18 protein-coding genes and 1 riboswitch are annotated in these 16,625 nt (G+C 58.4%); of the genes, 9 read left to right on the forward strand and 9 right to left on the reverse strand.

Features of this window, described 5'->3' with window-relative positions:
- Window positions 1-5: 5 nt before the first annotated feature.
- From ACZ1HH_RS13905 to ACZ1HH_RS13920, 4 genes are all read right to left on the reverse strand, one after another.
- Complete coding sequence (locus tag ACZ1HH_RS13905; protein WP_011540235.1) at window positions 6-251, reverse strand: exodeoxyribonuclease VII small subunit; 246 nt, start codon at window positions 249-251, stop codon at window positions 6-8.
- Window positions 248-1,174: a histone deacetylase family protein gene (locus tag ACZ1HH_RS13910; protein ID WP_472636929.1), complete on the reverse strand. Its 927-nt coding sequence runs from the start codon at window positions 1,172-1,174 to the stop codon at window positions 248-250. Before ACZ1HH_RS13910 ends, ACZ1HH_RS13905 begins: the two co-directional genes overlap by 4 nt.
- Before the next feature lie 119 nt (window positions 1,175-1,293).
- On the reverse strand, window positions 1,294-1,998 hold the full coding sequence (locus ACZ1HH_RS13915) for a response regulator (protein ID WP_011540237.1): 705 nt from the start codon (window positions 1,996-1,998) through the stop codon (window positions 1,294-1,296).
- Window positions 1,995-2,507: a MarR family winged helix-turn-helix transcriptional regulator gene (locus ACZ1HH_RS13920; RefSeq protein ID WP_011540238.1), complete on the reverse strand. Its 513-nt coding sequence runs from the start codon at window positions 2,505-2,507 to the stop codon at window positions 1,995-1,997. Before ACZ1HH_RS13920 ends, ACZ1HH_RS13915 begins: the two co-directional genes overlap by 4 nt.
- A gap of 160 nt (window positions 2,508-2,667) precedes the next feature.
- On the opposite strand from ACZ1HH_RS13920, the gene ACZ1HH_RS13925 reads away from it, so the two are divergent.
- Window positions 2,668-3,534 carry a branched-chain amino acid aminotransferase gene (locus ACZ1HH_RS13925; protein WP_011540239.1) on the forward strand — a complete coding sequence of 289 codons (867 nt, stop codon included), beginning with the start codon at window positions 2,668-2,670 and terminating at the stop codon, window positions 3,532-3,534.
- Between the two features lie 169 nt (window positions 3,535-3,703).
- On the opposite strand, the gene ACZ1HH_RS13930 is transcribed toward ACZ1HH_RS13925, so the two are convergent.
- A complete protein-coding gene (locus ACZ1HH_RS13930) occupies window positions 3,704-4,132 on the reverse strand; it encodes an organic hydroperoxide resistance protein (RefSeq protein ID WP_487320314.1) in 429 nt (142 codons plus the stop codon).
- 107 nt (window positions 4,133-4,239) lie between these two features.
- On the opposite strand from ACZ1HH_RS13930, the gene ACZ1HH_RS13935 reads away from it, so the two are divergent.
- Window positions 4,240-4,671, forward strand: coding sequence for a MarR family winged helix-turn-helix transcriptional regulator (locus tag ACZ1HH_RS13935; protein ID WP_472636930.1), 432 nt, complete (start codon window positions 4,240-4,242; stop codon window positions 4,669-4,671).
- Between the two features lie 18 nt (window positions 4,672-4,689).
- Here the strand turns inward: ACZ1HH_RS13935 and ACZ1HH_RS13940 are convergent, their stop codons facing one another.
- A complete protein-coding gene (locus ACZ1HH_RS13940) occupies window positions 4,690-5,631 on the reverse strand; it encodes a DMT family transporter (RefSeq protein WP_472636931.1) in 942 nt (313 codons plus the stop codon).
- An 84-nt stretch (window positions 5,632-5,715) separates the two neighbouring features.
- Window positions 5,716-6,366, reverse strand: coding sequence for a cation efflux transmembrane domain-containing protein (locus ACZ1HH_RS13945; protein ID WP_472636932.1), 651 nt, complete (start codon window positions 6,364-6,366; stop codon window positions 5,716-5,718).
- Between the two features lie 84 nt (window positions 6,367-6,450).
- On the opposite strand from ACZ1HH_RS13945, the gene ACZ1HH_RS13950 reads away from it, so the two are divergent.
- Window positions 6,451-6,867, forward strand: a complete 417-nt coding sequence (locus tag ACZ1HH_RS13950) for a MerR family transcriptional regulator (protein WP_472636933.1) — start codon at window positions 6,451-6,453, stop codon at window positions 6,865-6,867.
- 9 nt (window positions 6,868-6,876) lie between these two features.
- On the opposite strand, the gene ACZ1HH_RS13955 is transcribed toward ACZ1HH_RS13950, so the two are convergent.
- Window positions 6,877-7,770 carry an SDR family oxidoreductase gene (locus tag ACZ1HH_RS13955; protein ID WP_472636934.1) on the reverse strand — a complete coding sequence of 298 codons (894 nt, stop codon included), beginning with the start codon at window positions 7,768-7,770 and terminating at the stop codon, window positions 6,877-6,879.
- Between the two features lie 101 nt (window positions 7,771-7,871).
- A riboswitch (cobalamin riboswitch) is annotated at window positions 7,872-8,086 on the forward strand.
- An 88-nt stretch (window positions 8,087-8,174) separates the two neighbouring features.
- On the opposite strand from ACZ1HH_RS13955, the gene ACZ1HH_RS13960 reads away from it, so the two are divergent.
- From ACZ1HH_RS13960 to ACZ1HH_RS13975, 4 genes are read left to right on the forward strand one after another with little or no spacing between them, the layout of a single operon-like run.
- Window positions 8,175-8,894: a (2Fe-2S) ferredoxin domain-containing protein gene (locus tag ACZ1HH_RS13960; protein ID WP_416367613.1), complete on the forward strand. Its 720-nt coding sequence runs from the start codon at window positions 8,175-8,177 to the stop codon at window positions 8,892-8,894.
- A complete protein-coding gene (locus ACZ1HH_RS13965) occupies window positions 8,881-9,813 on the forward strand; it encodes an ABC transporter substrate-binding protein (RefSeq protein ID WP_472636935.1) in 933 nt (310 codons plus the stop codon). Before ACZ1HH_RS13960 ends, ACZ1HH_RS13965 begins: the two co-directional genes overlap by 14 nt.
- A gap of 18 nt (window positions 9,814-9,831) precedes the next feature.
- Complete coding sequence (locus tag ACZ1HH_RS13970) at window positions 9,832-10,821, forward strand: FecCD family ABC transporter permease (protein ID WP_472636936.1); 990 nt, start codon at window positions 9,832-9,834, stop codon at window positions 10,819-10,821.
- Entirely contained in the window at window positions 10,811-11,593 is a 783-nt protein-coding gene (locus ACZ1HH_RS13975) for an ABC transporter ATP-binding protein (protein ID WP_472636937.1), read from the forward strand. The genes ACZ1HH_RS13970 and ACZ1HH_RS13975 overlap by 11 nt, the downstream gene beginning before the upstream one ends.
- Window positions 11,594-11,601: 8 nt before the next feature.
- Here ACZ1HH_RS13975 and ACZ1HH_RS13980 read toward each other — a convergent pair whose 3' ends face one another.
- Entirely contained in the window at window positions 11,602-13,776 is a 2,175-nt protein-coding gene (locus ACZ1HH_RS13980) for a methyl-accepting chemotaxis protein (protein ID WP_472636938.1), read from the reverse strand.
- 566 nt (window positions 13,777-14,342) lie between these two features.
- Here ACZ1HH_RS13980 and ACZ1HH_RS13985 point away from each other — a divergent pair.
- Both ACZ1HH_RS13985 and ACZ1HH_RS13990 read left to right on the forward strand, forming a co-directional pair.
- The gene (locus ACZ1HH_RS13985) at window positions 14,343-15,182 is read left to right on the forward strand and encodes a flagellar motor protein MotB (protein ID WP_011540251.1); all 840 of its coding nucleotides are present in this window, start codon (window positions 14,343-14,345) and stop codon (window positions 15,180-15,182) included.
- A 130-nt stretch (window positions 15,183-15,312) separates the two neighbouring features.
- Window positions 15,313-16,581, forward strand: a complete 1,269-nt coding sequence (locus tag ACZ1HH_RS13990; protein ID WP_011540252.1) for a flagellar hook protein FlgE — start codon at window positions 15,313-15,315, stop codon at window positions 16,579-16,581.
- Window positions 16,582-16,625: the final 44 nt, after the last annotated feature.

Below are 16,625 nucleotides of genomic sequence, written 5' to 3' on the forward strand. Positions count from 1 at the left end.
CGGTCTTATCCGGCATCAAGCGGCTGGGTGCCGGTGGGTTGGCCGTTTGCATCAAGCGTGATCGCGGCGACTTTTTCTTCGGCCCGTTTGAGTTCGTCTTCGCAGCGTTTCTTCAGCGCTGCGCCCCGTTCATATAGCGAAATAGACGCATCCAAAGCCACGTCACCGCGCTCCAGCTGATCGACGACGCGTTCCAACTCCTGCATCGCAGTTTCAAAGCTCATCTCTTCGACGGGGGTCTCGGTTGTCATGTCGCGGCCTTTATCAATTCTTCCACATGTGCCTTGGCGGCATCGGCTAGCGCGTTCAGATCATATCCGCCTTCCAAAGTCGAGACGATACGCCCCTGACACAACTCTTGTGCAATCAGGCACAGTTCACCCGTGAGCCACCGGAAATCATCGGTTTTCCAATTGAGCTGTGCCAATGGATCTTCACGGTGGGCGTCAAACCCTGCCGAAAGGATGATCAATTCGGGCTTGAACGCTCTGAGGCGTGCAAAGGCCTGCGTTTGATAGATTTGCCGCATTTCATCGCCGCCGGTTTCGGGGCGCAGTGGCAGGTTCATCACATTGTCGTAAGCACCATCGTCGTCCGAGTTCCCGCTCCCGGGCCAGAGCGGCATCTGATGGGAGCTAATTACCAAGGCGCGGCGCTCGTCCCACAGCAAATCCTGTGTGCCATTTCCGTGATGGACGTCAAAATCGACCACCGCGACCCGTTTGAGCCCGTGATGATCCAGCGCATGCTTGGCCGCAAGCGCAGCTGTTCCAAACAGACAAAACCCCATGGGCGTGTCTGTCTCCGCGTGATGCCCCGGCGGGCGCGTTGCGCAAAACGCATTCTTCACGTCACCCGCAAGCACCATATCGACGGCACGCACGGCCGCGCCAACGGCCCTGAAGGCAGCATCCAAAGATCCCGCCGACATCCATGTGTCCGCATCCAGCGCGCGACGCCCCTCGGTCGGCAACGCGCGGCGCAGGTCCGCAAGGTAAGTGGCGGGATGGGCGCGCAAGATATCGTCTTCGGCTGCCAACGGTGCGGTCACCCGTACAAGATCAAGCCTGGCGAGTGCATGTAGCACATGCTCCAGCCGCGCCACCTGCTCAGGGTGCCCCGGCGGTGTTTCATGCGTGAGGCAATCCGCGTGAGTGAGCAATGCGGTGGCCATGGTAACTCTCCCTCTTTCTTTGGCTGGACGATCTCGCTTCAGCGCGGCGGTTTCAAGAGAGACAGCGTGAAAACAGCGTGTGTTTGCATACACAAAGGTGCTGTGCAGCCTGCTCTGGGTTAGTCCGGCGCCAGCATGTAGCCTGCACCACGCACGGTCTGAAGATACTGCGGCTGCTTGGGATTGGGTTCAATCTTGCGCCGCAAGCGGGTGATCTGAACATCGACCGCGCGCTCCTGTGCCTGGCCCCGGTCACGTCCCAGATCCTCGACCAGCTTGGCGCGGCTGACAGCTTCGCCCGGTTGAGCCGAAAAGATCTTCATCAACTGGATTTCAGTTGACGTCAGCCGGATCAGATCCTCACCCTGCCACATCTCGCCGCGGTCGATGTCATATCGGATCTCACCGAGTTGCAGGAACTTCGGCGCAATATCCTCGGGCTGACTTTCTGGCATGCGCCGCAGAATGGCGTTGATGCGCAGCAAGAGTTCTTTGGGTTCAAAAGGTTTGGGCAAATAGTCATCGGCGCCGGCCTCCAACCCCTTGATTCGGTCATCCGTTTCACCGCGTGCGGTCAGCAACAGGATCGGTGTCGCCATTGTCTCGCGCAATGCTGCCGTGAGCGAGAGCCCGTCCTCGCCGGGCATCATCACATCCAGCACGATCAGGTCAAAATCCAACCCCGAGAGCACGCGCCTTGCATGAGCTGCATCCCGGGCGGCGGTCACCAGAAATCCGGCGCGGATCAGGAACTTCTTCAGAAGGTCGCGAATGCGCTCGTCATCATCGACAATGAGCAGGTGTGGATCATTGTTGGCGCTCATTGCGATTTCTCCCGCAGTTCCGTGTAGGCTCGACGCATATCCGCATCCATCATCGCCTCAAGCACTTTTTTGAAGCCCTGCACAGCCTCAGGGCCCGCTTGTTTGTAGGCTGCACGCATCCGGACGCGCTGGGCGTCAGAGAGGCGCTGCTCCAGATCCACGCCCCGCTCCGTCAAATAGAGATTGCGTTCGCGCTTATCGAGGGTTCCGACTCGGCTATCGACCAGCCCATCCTCCACCAGCGCCCGCAAGACCCGGTTCAAAGACTGTTTTGTCACCCCGAGGATGCTCAGGAGATTGTTGACGGTGGTGCCCGGCGAACGATTGATAAAATGCAAGGCGCGGTGATGCGCTCGGCCATAGGCCAGATCCGCGAGGATGCGATCAGGATCTGCGGTAAACCCCTGATAGGCAAAGAACATTGCCTCGATCCCTTGGCGCAGCTGCTCATCGGTCAGAAACAGGAGGCTTTCACCTCCAAAACCTGTCCCGGAACGCCCGTCAGACATTGTTGCCTCTCCTATGTTTTGCCAGTCAGTTTATGTCAGCATTATTGACATTCCAAGACCCGAGATGTACCGAGTGGCGAGTTTGGCGCAATTATGTAAGCAAAAACACCGCTTGCTGCGCAATAACCGAAAATTGAACGGCGCTGAAAGGGAATGCGGAATGGCTGGATATGATGATCGCGACGGTCTGATCTGGATGGATGGCGAACTGGTGAATTGGCGCGATGCCAAGGTTCACATCCTGACTCATGCGATGCATTACGCGTCTTCCGTTTTTGAGGGCGAGCGCGCTTATAACGGCAAGATCTTTAAAAGCCGCGCCCATTCCGAACGACTGATTGCATCGGCAGAGGCACTGGATATGCCGATGCCCTACTCGGTCGATGACATCGAGCGCGCCAAAGAAGAAACCCTCAAAGCCTCCGGTCTGCAGGATGCGTATGTGCGTGCGGTGGTGTGGCGCGGCTCTGGCGAAGACATGGGGGTCGCCTCGGCGAAAAACCCTGTGAGAATGGCGGTCGCAGTATGGGGCTGGGGCGCCTATTACGGCGATGCCAAAATGCAGGGCGCGAAACTCGACATCGCAGAGTTCAAACGTCCCTCGCCGGAAACGATCCCCGTGCATGCGAAGGCGGCAGGCCTCTACATGATCTGCACCATCTCCAAGCACAAGGCCGAAGCCAAGGGCTGCTCTGATGCCTTGTTCATGGATTACCGCGGCTATGTGGCCGAAGCCACTGGCGCAAATATTTTCTTTGTAAAAGACGGCGAGGTGCACACGCCCAAACCCGATTGCTTCCTCAACGGTATTACCCGTCAAACGGTGATTCAGATGCTCAAAGACAAAGGCATCACCGTGCATGAACGTCATATCATGCCCGAGGAAATGGATGGGTTTGAGCAATGCTGGCTGACAGGCACCGCCGCCGAAGTGACCCCCGTCGGCGAGATCGGGCCTTACAAATTCGAAGTGGGCCAGCTCACACGCGAAATCGCCGAAGAATACGAGGCCCTGGTGCGCAGCTAAACCGTTGATATTCTAAAATTAAAAAAGCGCGGAGCTGAAACGCCCCGCGCTTTTTTTATTCCAACCACTGTGGGTCCAGCCTGGTGCCTTCGCCCTTTTCCAAATATCTCGGAGCACGCGGTAAAGCCTCGTAGGCACCAAGACTGTGCGCCGAAGGCGCTCTGCTGGGTTAAACGATCTCGGTGGTGACTTCGACGTTGCCACGCACGGAATTGGAGTACGGGCAGATCTTGTGCCCAGCTTCGGTCAGACGCTCGGCGGCTTCTTTCTCGACGCCGGGCAGGGTCACTTTCAAGTGCACCTTCAAGCCGAACCCGCCTGCATCGCGCGGACCGATCCCAACGGCTGTTTCTACTTCGACGCTGTCCGGAACCTTCGGCAGGCTGTCATCCTGCGTTGTCGCAAACTTCATCGCACCGATGTAGCAAGCAGAATAGCCTGCGGCGAAGAGTTGCTCTGGATTGTATCCTTTTCCGTCGCCTCCCATTTCGGTTGGGGGGGCAAGATCCAGTACCAGATCGGTTCCTTTGACTTTGGCTTGGCCGTCACGGCCTCCGGTTGCGGATCCATGGGCGGTGTAGACGGGCGATACGGACATCTGCGGCTCCTTTCATCGTGAGCGATTATATCGTGCACGATATTTATGGCGCGTGATCCAAAAGTCAATCGCTTGCGATCAGATCGCGCAAGATCTAAATCTGAGACATGGACCAGCCTTTGAAAATCGACGAACTGCTCTGCTTCTCCGTCTACTCGGTGAATCATGCGATTTCGCGCTTGTATCGTCCGCTTCTTTCGCCGCTGGGCCTCACCTATCCGCAGTATCTGGTCTTGGTTGCACTCTGGGACAAGGATCAGCGCCGGGTGGGCGATCTGGGGTCTGAACTGCAACTGGAGACAAACACGCTGACTCCGCTTCTCAAACGAATGGAGATGGCGGGCTTCTTGACACGTCAGCGCGACAGTTCGGATGAGCGCGGACTTATCGTTGCGCTGACCGACAAGGGGCGAGAGATCAAAGAACAGTCTGGTGCCCTCACCGCTTGTGTGCTGGAGGCGATGGGCGGTGACATCGGTGAACTTGCAGCATTGCGCGACCGATTGCACAGCCTGCGTAAAACGCTGGAGCAGGAATAGGCCGACGATCTGCGCGTGTTACCCGCCCTTGGGGTCAGTGAGTGGCTTTGCTTTGCCACGCTCCAACCCAAGGCGGCTTTCGCGCCAGATCACGATACCATTGGCCACGATGACCAGAGCGGCTCCAAGCAGCATTACCAGCGATGGCCACTCCGAAAACCAGACATAACCGATAATCAGCGCAAAAAGCATCGACACATAATCATATGGTGCCAACAGCGACGCCGGCGCGAAGCGATAGGAGGAGGTGATCAGGATCTGCGCAATCGCGCCGATGAATCCGGTGCTGATCATCAACAGCAAGAGGGGCATGTCGGGCTTCACCCAGCCAAACGGCAGTGTCAGCAGCGACAAAAGCGATGCGGTGACGGAAAAGTAAAACACGATCGCCGCGGTCTCTTCGCTCTGTACCATCTTTCGAATGTGGATCTGCACAAATCCACGCAGGGCGGCAGCGGCGAGGACCAGCATCGCGCCGATAAAGGCCATATCCTGAAAGGAACCAGCCCCACCGAGCCGAGGTGAGAGCATGATCAACACTCCAACAAGTCCGATGGCCACAGCGCTGATGCGGATGATGCGAATGCGCTCACCAAGCAGCAAGGCGGCCAATACCAGCGTAAATATCGGGGTGGCATAGCCCAGAGCGGTGACTTCTGGCAGTGGCAGGATCGCCAGCGCGGCAAAGTTCAACCCCATCGCTGTAGTGCCGACGACGCCTCGCCAGAAATGCAGCATCGGGCTTCGGGTGCGCAGCCCGCTGGGCAGATCTCCCCGCGCTGCGAGCCAGACCAAGATCACCGGCAACACAAAAAAGGAGCGAAAAAACACCGCCTGACCTGTGGGCACCGTCTGGGTGATTTCCTTGATGAGGCCCGACATGATCGTGAACAGCCCGATGGCGGTCACTTTCAGTGTGATTGCCAAAATCGGTCGATGCGATGTTAAGCTTTTTGCCATGCTCGGACCCTGCGCGCTTGGCCGGGGAATGGCAAGCACGCAAGGGAGGAGTGATACATTATTTGCGACCCAGCCACCCGAAAATCAGTGTGCAGGGCCGGGATCATGGGCCTCGGCGTGATTTTCCTCAATACGCCATTCGGCGAGTGCTTGGCGCAAGATCTGCACGGCAGAATTGAGGAACAATCCGGCCATGATGCCTGCCACGATCAGGTCGGGCCAACCGGTTGAGGTGCCCCAAACCCCAAGCGCGGCGATCATGACCGCAACATTGCCGACCGCGTCGTTGCGTGAACAGAGCCAGACGGATCGGACGTTGGCGTCGCCGTCTTTGTAGGCGGCCAGCAGGGCCACGGACAACAGGTTCGCAGCGAGCGCAAGAAATCCGATCACGCCCATGACCTGCGCCTCGGGCATGCCCACGACAAAGACGTTCCAAACTGTTGAACCAAAGACCCAGCCGCCCATCAGCAGAAGGCTCACGCCCTTGCCAATTGCGGCCAGCGACCGCGTACGCAGGCTGGCACCGATGACTGCCAGCGAGATCCCGTAGGTGAGCGCATCCCCGAGAAAATCAAGAGCATCGGCTTTCAGCGCCTGGCTGCCTGCGGCTTGACCAGCGGCCATTTCAACACAGAACATCGCCGCGTTGATCACGATCACAGCCCACAGGCGGCGTTTATATTCCTTTGATACTCCGTCAAAGCGGGCGGTGTGGTTGCAGCATCCTGCCATGAGTCAGGTCCTTTGCGCTTCATCTTGAATTCGATTCGAGAGGAACTTAATTGCTCTAGTGACTAGAGGTTCAAGGGGGATTTGATGCTGTCCATTGGTGCATTGTCCAAGGCCACCGGGGTCAAGGTTCCGACCATTCGCTATTACGAAGAGATCGGTTTGATCGACCATGTCAGTAGAAATGCCGGCAATCAAAGGCGCTACGATCAGGCGGGGCTGGAGCGGCTTGGCTTTATCAAACATGCCCGCGATCTCGGTTTTACATTGGAAGAAATCAGGGATTTGATGGGGCTCAACGGGCAGCTGGGCCAGGATTGCAGAGCTGCCGATCGCATCGCGCAGTCGCAGCTTGAAAAGGTGAGGGCGCGGATCGCGCGCTTACGCCGTCTCGAGGCCGAATTGGAGCGGATCACCACCCTGTGCCAAGGTGGCAATGGTGGTCAGTGCCAAGTCCTGAGCGCCTTGGGGGACCATAGCTTGTGCTTGGGCGACCATGATTGAAGGTGTTGTTTACACGCCGGGTGGATCCGCAGGCGGGACAAATTTCTCCATGTCCTCCGCTGAAAAGACCGCCTGCAATCCGCTTCGATAATCCGGGTAGCGCAATTCCACCCCGAGCTCGTCCTTGATCCGCGCGTTGCGCACACGTTTGTTTTCACCGTAAAAACTGCGCGCCATCGGGCTCATCCCGGCTTCGTCAAAGGGAACCTCGGATGGGATCGGCAGGCCCAAGAGCTCTGCAGCGTAGCCCAGAACATCCTGCGGTGGAGCGGGTTCGTCGTCGCAGACATTGTAGATCGCGCCTGGATTTGGCGCCTGGATCGATGCTTTGAGAACCTGCGCGATGTCCTCCACATGGGCGCGCGAAAACACCTGACCGGGTTTGACGATACGGCGCGCCTTGCCCGCCATCAGCTTGGCAAAGGGTCCACGACCCGGGCCATAGATCCCGGCAAGGCGAAAGATATGCAGGGGCAGTCCTGCGAGGCTGCTCCACTCCTCTTCGGCGCGGACGCGCCAGTTTCCGCGCTGGCTCGACGGGGTTGCGGGAGTCATCTCGTCAACCCAGCCGCCATCGTGATCACCATATACGGCAGTTGTCGACAGATAGCCGATCCACTCCAACGACGGCAGCGCAGCAATCTCGGCGCCAAGCGCATTCAGGACGGGATCGCCGTCTTCTGAAGGACTGATGGAGAGCAGAATATGCGTTACATCCCGAAGCGGCACATCTTGTCCGGGCCATGTCATCAATTCCACCCCACTCTCGGATTGGTCCTCGCAGCGATCCCGGGTTGTTCCGATGATGCGCCACGCGTCGCGTGGCAGGATCTTTGCCAGCGCGCGGGCCGTGTAGCCAAAGCCAAAGCAAAGCAGCGTTTTACGGGTGGTGTCTTGGGTCATATGGCAGAACATGCGGGCGGATGCGGGCAGATGCAAGCACCTGCTGCAGACGGCCAGCTGCGATCATGTGCAGCCGTCGCTTGACACAGGCGACAAGACTGCCGCATGAGAGGGGCGATGGTTCCCCGACGCCTAAGGCCGGTGGGATGAAAAGGGAATTCGGTGCGGAGGAGCCAAAGGGCGCCAAATCCGAAACTGCCCCCGCAACTGTAAGCGGCGAGCGCCCCGTCACAGACCACTGATCCTCATGGATCGGGAAGGGACGGACGCGCAATAACCCGCAAGTCAGGAGACCTGCCATCGCGACTTTTTAACCAAGCGGGCGGTGGGCCCGCGGAGGACGCGATGCCAGATGTCAAAACTCTGATGAGTCACACTTGCACGCCTCTTGGTCGGAGGTTGGGATGCACGTTTATCTCTATCTGATTTCAGCCAATTACGTCAGCACAAAGAGGTTTGCGGCGCTTTCGAGACGGCTCGAAGAGCTTGCGCCCAAACCTGCGATGGCCATTCGGCTGGAGGCAGACGGGGTCGGGCTATGGCAAGCGCTGGACACACTCAGGGCGCGTGGTGCGCGCCGAATCGACCTGCGTCCTGTGGGCCTTCCGTTTTCGCAATCCCTGGAAAACTGGCTACCGGGTGCGGCGGGGGCATGGTGCGCGCAGCAAAGTGGCGTTCCTCCCGAAGTTTTCTTCGCGAGCAGTCCCGAGCATGACGACGACGTGATCCGGGCGGTTGCCAGCGCAGAGGTCTCGTTGCAGCGGGTCGTGGATCGGCCCAGAGGCGAGATCGGCAAAGGCTGGGATCTGCCCCCATCGCATCAGCACCATCTCCTGGTCTGTACCGGTCCGCGTTGCCACCTCAAAGACGCACCGAACCTTGCGGATCATCTCAAGTCGGAAATCCGGCGCGCGGGGCTTGGGGACAGCTGTCTGGTCACCACAACGGGCTGCGTCTTTCCCTGCAATGCGGGGCCGGTGATCGTGCATTATCCGCGCGGGGATTGGTATCGGGTTGCGGATCTCTCGGAGATCCAGCGTTTTGTCAAAACCGTCCTTGTGCAGGGTGGTCGGCTTGAACATCTCATTTTCCATCAAACGGGAGTCTCCCATGAAACTGCGTAACCTTTTGCCATTGCTCGGCCTCATGGCATCTGCAGCGCATGCCGATGCCGTCACCATCCAAAGCTGCGGCGTCTCTCAAGTGTTCGATAAAACGCCGAGCCGCGCGATCACGCTCAACCAGCAGGCCACCGAAGTGATGCTGGCGCTGGGCCTGCAGGATGCGATGGTTGGAACCGCGTACATTGACGACGCGATTCCCGCGCAATGGAACGACGCCTACGAGAGCGTGCCGGTTCTGGCTGAAAAATACCCAGCCGCCGAGGTCGTCTTGGCGCAGGAACCGGACTTTTTGTTTGCCGGTTTTGGATCGGCGTTTTCCGAGGACAATCTCGGTGCCGTCGAGAAATGGCACGACCTCGGGATCAGCACCTATCTTGTGGATGCCTCCTGCAAGGACAAACACCCTCAGGACGTGCCCTTGACCGTTGCCCCGATCTTTGAAGATATTGAAAATGTTGGAAAAATATTCAACGTGGAAGACCGTGCGAACGCATTGATCGATACCCTTCAACAGCGGTTGGACTCTGTCAAAGCAGCGCCGTCCGGGGCGGGGCAGACTGCCTTCATCTATGATAGCGGGGCAGAGACGCCTTTCTCCATCGGGTGTTGTGGCGGGCCTGCGCTGCTGGCGTCGCTCACGGGGCTTCAGAGCATCAGCAGCGATGTGCCCGGCACTTGGGTCGATCTCTCTTGGGAGCATGTGGTTGCCGCAGACCCGGATGTGATCCTGTTGATCGAGGCGGATTGGTCGACCGCCGCAGAAAAACGCGCGCACATGGAAGCGGACCCAGTATTGAGCGCGTTGCGCGCGGTCAAAGAGGGGCGTTTTGTAACCGTCCCCTTCTCGGAAACGCTGTTGGGGATGCGCTTTGCCGATGGCGTGGAGACGGTGAACAATCAACTTGCAAAGCTGCCGTAAATGCGTCGCGGATCGCCCATGTTGCTGCCAGCCTCTGGTCTGGCGTTGTTGCTTGCGATGGCCGCAGGGGTGCTCTGGGGCACTGCTGACATCAGCTGGGGTGATCGGCTAGCGATCCTCATGCATGACGATGATGCACCGCGTGGGCTGTCGATGATCGTATGGCAATGGCGCATTCCACGTGTGCTGGCGGTGGGAATGATCGGCGCAGGTTTGACGCTGGCTGGTCTCTTGATGCAGACCGCGCTGCGCAACCCGATGGCTGATCCTTATCTGATGGGAGTGTCCTCAGGAGCCTCGGCGGCGGCCGTTGGGGCGATCATCTGGTTTCCGTCGCAGATGACGGAAACACTTGGTCTCCCTCTGATCGCCTTTCTTGGTGCGGCAGCTGCTTTCCTGATGACGCTCTCGCTCTCGCACCGGCGAGGGCGTGCGCTCGATCCTTTGGTGGTTATCCTCGCCGGTGTTGCGGTATCCCTTATGTTCCAGGCGCTTACGGCGTTCTTCCTCTATGTTGGTGATCCGCATGCCACCCGCAATGCGATGGGGTGGTTGATGGGAACGGCGGCGGGAACCGATTGGGAGGAGCTACCACTTCTGGGCACCATCCTCGCTTTGTCGCTGGTGTTGGCGTTGCGCGCGTCGTCCAAGCTGGATGCAACTTTGCTCGGGGATGAGCGCGCGCAATCACTGGGCGTCAATGTCGGGCGTATGCGACTGCTGGTGTTCTTTGTCACAATCGCGCTGACCGGGGTGGCCGTTTCGATCGCGGGGATCGTTGGTTTTGTGGGGCTGATCCTGCCCCATATGGCGCGCCTGTTGGTCGGCGCCCGCCACCGTGTCCTGATCCCACAGGCGGCCATCCTCGGGGCGATCACACTGATTCTTGTCGATCTGGCGTGTCGGGTCGTACTGGCGCCAGAGGAATTGCCGCTTGGCGTGTTGCTGGCGCTCCTGGCGGCGCCGCCGTTCATCTATATCCTGCGGGGGATGGCCCATGCCCGATGATCCCATTCTCGAAATCCAGGATCTCTCCGTGGCAGTTGGTGGGCTCCCCTATGTTCGCAACCTCTCGCTTTGTGTGGAGCGTGGGCGATTTCACGGTCTTCTTGGTCCAAACGGTGCTGGCAAGACGACGCTTCTTCGTGTCCTCTATCGCGCGATCGCGCCGCAATCCGGCGAGGTACGACTAAATGGGCGTCCGCAGTCCGACTTCAGCCCAGCGCAATGGGCGCGGCATGTCGGCGCTCTGGTCCAGGGTGGCGGGCTCTTGTCTGGTCTGACACCCGAAGACATCGTGGAGATCGGCCTCACCCTGCGTGAGCGCCCCAGCGCGAAACGCAAAGAGGCCGTGCAGGATGCGCTCAGTTTGGTGGGTCTGCAGGACAAGGCCCGACAAGACGCCGAGAGCCTTTCCGGGGGAGAGCTGCAGCGCTGCTACTTCGCGCAGCTTCTCGCCTGCGATCCGGAGGTCTATGTGCTCGATGAGCCGACAAATCACCTGGATCTGCACTATCAACTGCGATTGTTGGATGAGGTGCGTCGCAGGGGGCGCAGCGCGATCGTGTCATTTCACGACTTGGGAATGGCGGCGCGCTACTGCGACACGGTGCATCTGATTCAGGAGGGTCAGCTGGTCGCAGAAGGCCCCCCGCAAGCGGTGCTGACCCCTGAGGTTCTCCATCAGCACTATCGCGTAGACGGGCGGCTCGATGGCCACAGCCTCAAGCTGGAGGGGCCGGTTCTTGACGGAACCGACCCCTTGCGTGTTTTTAGATAAGAGCGAAGTCAGGCGACCTTGTGGTCGTCATCTGCGTCGTCAAAGGCCTGATCTAGGTTGGCGCTCTGAGGCGTATCGGTTGCTTCGATCTTGAAACGACTGACCGAGGCGACCAGTTTCGCGGCCTCATCTCGAAGCATCTGTGTCGAGGCGGCAGTCTCCTCGAGCATCGCTGCATTCTTCTGCGAGCTTTCATCGAGCTGCGTCACGGCGGTGTTGACCTCGGTGATACTGGTCGACTGCTCACTGTTGGCGACAGAGATCTGATCCACCATCTGAACGAGGCTCGCCACACTGTCTTTGATGGCATTGAGCTCTCCTCCGGTCCGGCTGACAAGCTCAACCCCCTGCCGCACCTCGTTGGAGCTGTTTCGGATCAGTTCATTGATTTCCTGCGTCGCCTCCGCAGAGCGCTGCGCCAAGGCGCGCACTTCCGAAGCAACAACCGCAAATCCGGCGCCGGCCTCACCGGCGCGGGCTGCTTCGACCCCGGCATTGAGCGCCAAAAGATTGGTCTGGAACGACACGCCTTCGATCAGATCGGTGATCTTGCTGATGGCTTCAGATGCTTCGCGGACCCGGTTGATCGCGGCTGTGGTTTCCTCCGCCACCGCCAGCGTTGAGGCTACGCGGTTTTGGGCGTCGCGCACATACTCATGCGCTTGGCGCGAGTTCGATGCAGTATCCTGCACGGAGTCGTTGAGGATCTGGATCGCGCCTGTGGTCTCCTCAAGCGAGGCCGCTGCCGACTCACCGCGTTTGGAGGCGTCAAGTGTCGCTGCAGCGATTTCATTTGCGGTATTGTTCAGGGTCACGCTGCTTTCTATCAGCTGGCGGATCACTTCGGTCTGAGTAAGGCTTAGCGCATCGACCGCTGCCGCGATTTCTGCAAAGACACCGCGATGCGAATCCGGCATCCGTACCGTCAGATCACCGCCAGCAAGCGCATCCACGGTGAACCGCACGTCGGCGAGGCCGCTTTCCACCACCGTCCCGATGCTGTTCACACCATGACCAAGCTGCGCAAACTCGCTCTCTTCATCGTCGATTGGGATGCGTTGCGAGAAATCGCCCTCGGCGCAAGCGCTGATGACTTTGTTGATTTCGGTCGCAAATCGCTCGCGTTCGATCTGTCCATCGCGGAAGTTCTCAATCGCAGTGCTCACGGCGCTGACTTCGTTGATGCGGGACTGCGGGATCTCGGCGTCGAATTTTCCTTCGAACATCTGCTGAAGTACGCGCTGAATTTTCAGCAGAGGCCCGGAAATCTTCTGAGCCAGCGCAAAGCCCAACGCAATGAAGGTCAAAAGCCCGATGCCAGCGAGAATCGACGAGCGGTTCATCAGTTCGCGCTGGGCGGCCTTGGCGGAGGTGACGATCATGTCCCGGCGATCCCGAATAAGGGTCCGCGTCTCATCGAGAATAGGTTCAGCAGCGGCATAGCGGTCTGACATGATCCCTGTCCGCTCTGTCAGCTTCATTGTCTCGTCTACAAAAGCGGCAAATGTCGAGCGATACGTCTCAAGAAGCGCGTCGATTTCCGCCTGTTGATCCACACTGCTGAAATAGCTGTCCGGAAAGGCGTGGAATTCTTCGATGCGCTGCTCGAGGCGGCCCAGGTATTTGGTGTTTCGACGCATGATGAAGTCCTTCTCGTGCCGGCGCATCATCAACATCTTGACCATCATTTCGGGGTAGGCGCTGTCTTTGAGGCTCTCTTCGACCGAATGCACGGCAGCGCGCAGCTTGCCCTGATGCCCTTCGGTTTCATTCAGACCCAGCGCTATAGAGCTTGAAACAACATCTTGGAAACTTGCGGCGTAACTGGCGACCGCCACTTGGAGGTCATCGAGGTTGGCGGAGACATCGGACATGCCATCTATCTCGTTCGTCTGCGCGCGGGCGGAGTCCAAAGTGGCATTGAGTTGCGTCAGAATGTCGGCGTGACGCCCTACGTATTTCTCATCACTGCGCAGCAGGAAATCCTTTTCAGCGCGGCGCGCCTGAAGAAAGGCGATTTCGAGCTGGACGATTGTCGCGTTCAGCGTTTCGACTTGCTCGATCTCCTGTTGCGACGTGTCGCGTGCAGCGTTTGTATAAAAGGACAGGCCAACGAGTGCGCACATGCCGATTGCGGCCAGACCTACAATAGAGAGAATTGCGGTTCGGATAGAATAAGTCATGGACAGAGCGCCTCGCGTAGATCGTCGTTTGCGCCCAGCTTACCGCCATAAAGTTAAGCCATAGTTCGACAGATGTACGTATGGCGTGTGGAGTCTTAACCCCACTCCCGCCATCCGGGCACAACATATCGTAGAGGGGCAGCGCGTTCAGATCGCGTGATTGTCACGATATGCGCCTCGCCACGGTTGAGTAGAGGTTCTTAACTCTATGCTGGCAATATGGCCTCGCGACAGCCGCTGACACTGTCAATGTGTTCGATTGTGTTGTCTCTCGGTGGAACCCGCAAGGTTCAGAAGAACATTCCCCGCGAATCGTAGAGTAAACTGGTGCCCTGGCCCGGGCAAAGAAGGCAGGAATTTGCCCCTCTTTGCAGGCCGCCACAATTGGGTCGCAATGCTGCCTTCGGTCCGCCTCAGGTTCTCCCCCGAAAAGCCAGGATGGCCCCAATTTTGCCTTGAAAACCATAGGTTTAGGCGTGTTACTTGGGTCAATTTTATCTGTTAAGACCTAGTTAAGAAAGCCCTCTGTATCCCGGTTTTGGGTGAACAGAAAAGGTGGTGGGAACATGACTGCACAGAGCAACCAGGCTCCGATTATTATCAAGAAGGTCAAGAAGGGTGGCGGGGACGGTCACCATGGCGGCGCATGGAAAGTCGCCTATGCCGACTTCGTGACCGCAATGATGGCTTTCTTCCTGCTGATGTGGCTTCTCAATGCGACGACTGAGAAGCAGCGCAAAGGTCTTGCAGACTACTTTTCGCCGTCGATTCCACTCAGCCGGGTCTCCGGTGGTGGCAACGGCGCGTTCCAGGGGGACACGATGTTCACCGAGGACGTGAAGCCGCAGAATGGTGTTGGCGCCACCAAAGAGAATCCGACGGATGCATCGCGTGCTCAGGGGGAAACCGGGGTTGCCGATGACCAGCAGAGCGACGCAGCCGAAGAGGCGAGCTTCCGCCAGATCGAAGAGGCGCTGATGGGCCGCGGTGGAGAGAGCATGGTGAGCATCGACATGGCCCGTCACATCGTGACCCGCGTCACCGACGAGGGTCTGATCATCGAATTGTTCGAAACCGAAGATGCAACTCTGTTTGAGGCTGACAGCGAGCGTCCGACCGTGTTGATGCGCGATCTGCTGCGCATGGTTGCCCGTGTGACCTCTGGGGTCGAGAACAACGTGGCGATCGGCGGACATGTCGCATCGACCCCGGTTGTGATTGCGAACAACCCGGTCTGGGCGCTGTCTCATGCACGCGCTGACCAAACGCGGGAACTGCTGCAAGCGGGCGGTATGTCAGCCAAGCGAATCTCTCGGGTGACGGGCTTTGCGGATCGTGACCTGGCGTCGCAGAACCCGATGTCCGAGCGGAATAACCGCATCACCATCACGCTCCTGCGGAAGTGATTGCTCCATAAAAATAAGACAAATGCGGCTAACAGATAGATTGGATTTTATCTGTTAGCCGCACGTTAAGTACAACCGCGGTAATCCTTTCAGCGAGAATAAATCAAGATGCAGCAGAAAGGCGTATCTAATGACCATTTCCTCCTCGCTGAATGCTGGAGTAGCAGGGCTCGCCGCGAATTCAACTCGTTTGGCAGCCATTTCCGATAACATCGCGAACTCCTCGACAGCCGGCTACAAGCGTGTTGTGACCTCATTTGAATCCATGGTCATTTCCCAATCCGGCGGCCGCTACGCAGCAGGTGGCGTCTCCGTCAACAACACGCGCATGATTGACGAGCGCAGCTCCCTGATCTCCACCAGCAACGCCACCGATCTCGCCGTTGCAGGCCGTGGTTTCCTCCCGGTCGCAAGCTTGGCCGAAGTGAAGGCAGGTGAAGATCCGAACATGCTTCTGACCACCTCCGGCTCCTTCCGCACCAATGACGAAGGGTATCTGACAACAAGCTCCGGTCTGGTGCTGCTGGGTTGGCCCGCGAATTCCGATGGAACACTCCCCAGCGTCGCGCGCGACACGGATGATCCGCTCGAGCCCATCAGATTTGATACTGCACAGCTGAGTGCGGCCCCGACCACTGCAGTGAGCCTGGGTGTAAACCTGCCTGCAAGCAGCGCTGTGACAGGTGCCGCTGGGGCGGCTGAAGAAAACACCATCCAGTATTTTGACAACCTCGGCGGTCAACAGGACCTGAACATCGTCTACACCCCAACTGGGGCTGCGGACAACGAGTGGACCATGACCCTCACCGATGGTGTCACAGGCACCGTGGTTGGGGACTACACGTTGACGTTTGACGACTCCGTGACGGGTAAAGGGACGCTCTCTACCGTCACGACCACAACCGGTGGCGCCTATGATCCTGCGACTGGCGCCATAATAGTCACCACGGATAGCGGTCCAATAGAGATTGAAATCGGCGTGATGACGCAGCTTGCCAGCTCTTTCTCTGCCGCGACCATCGAAAAAGATGGCTATGAAGCGGCAAGCTTTGCGGGTGTTGAAGTGGATGAGGGCGGCTATGTGCATGCGCTCTATGAAAACGGCAGCAGTCGCATCGTTTACCAGATCCCGCTTGCGGATATGCCAAATGCCAATGGGATGCGGTCTCTGGACAGCCAGACCTTCATGCCCTCCCCTGACAGTGGTGCGTACTACCTCTGGGATGCGGGCGCTGGGCCGACTGGAACAGTGGCCAGCTACCGTCAGGAGGAATCCGGCACCGATGTTGCTTCTGAATTGACCACGATGATCCAGACCCAGCGGGCCTATTCGTCGAACGCAAAGGTCATTCAGACTGTGGATGAGATGCTTCAGGAAACGACCAACATTAAGCGCTGATAAAATCAGCGCTTTCCACAGCTAGAACTTAGTCACAGAAGGTG

The sequence above is a fragment of the Epibacterium sp. HA2-3 genome, assembly GCF_055693725.2.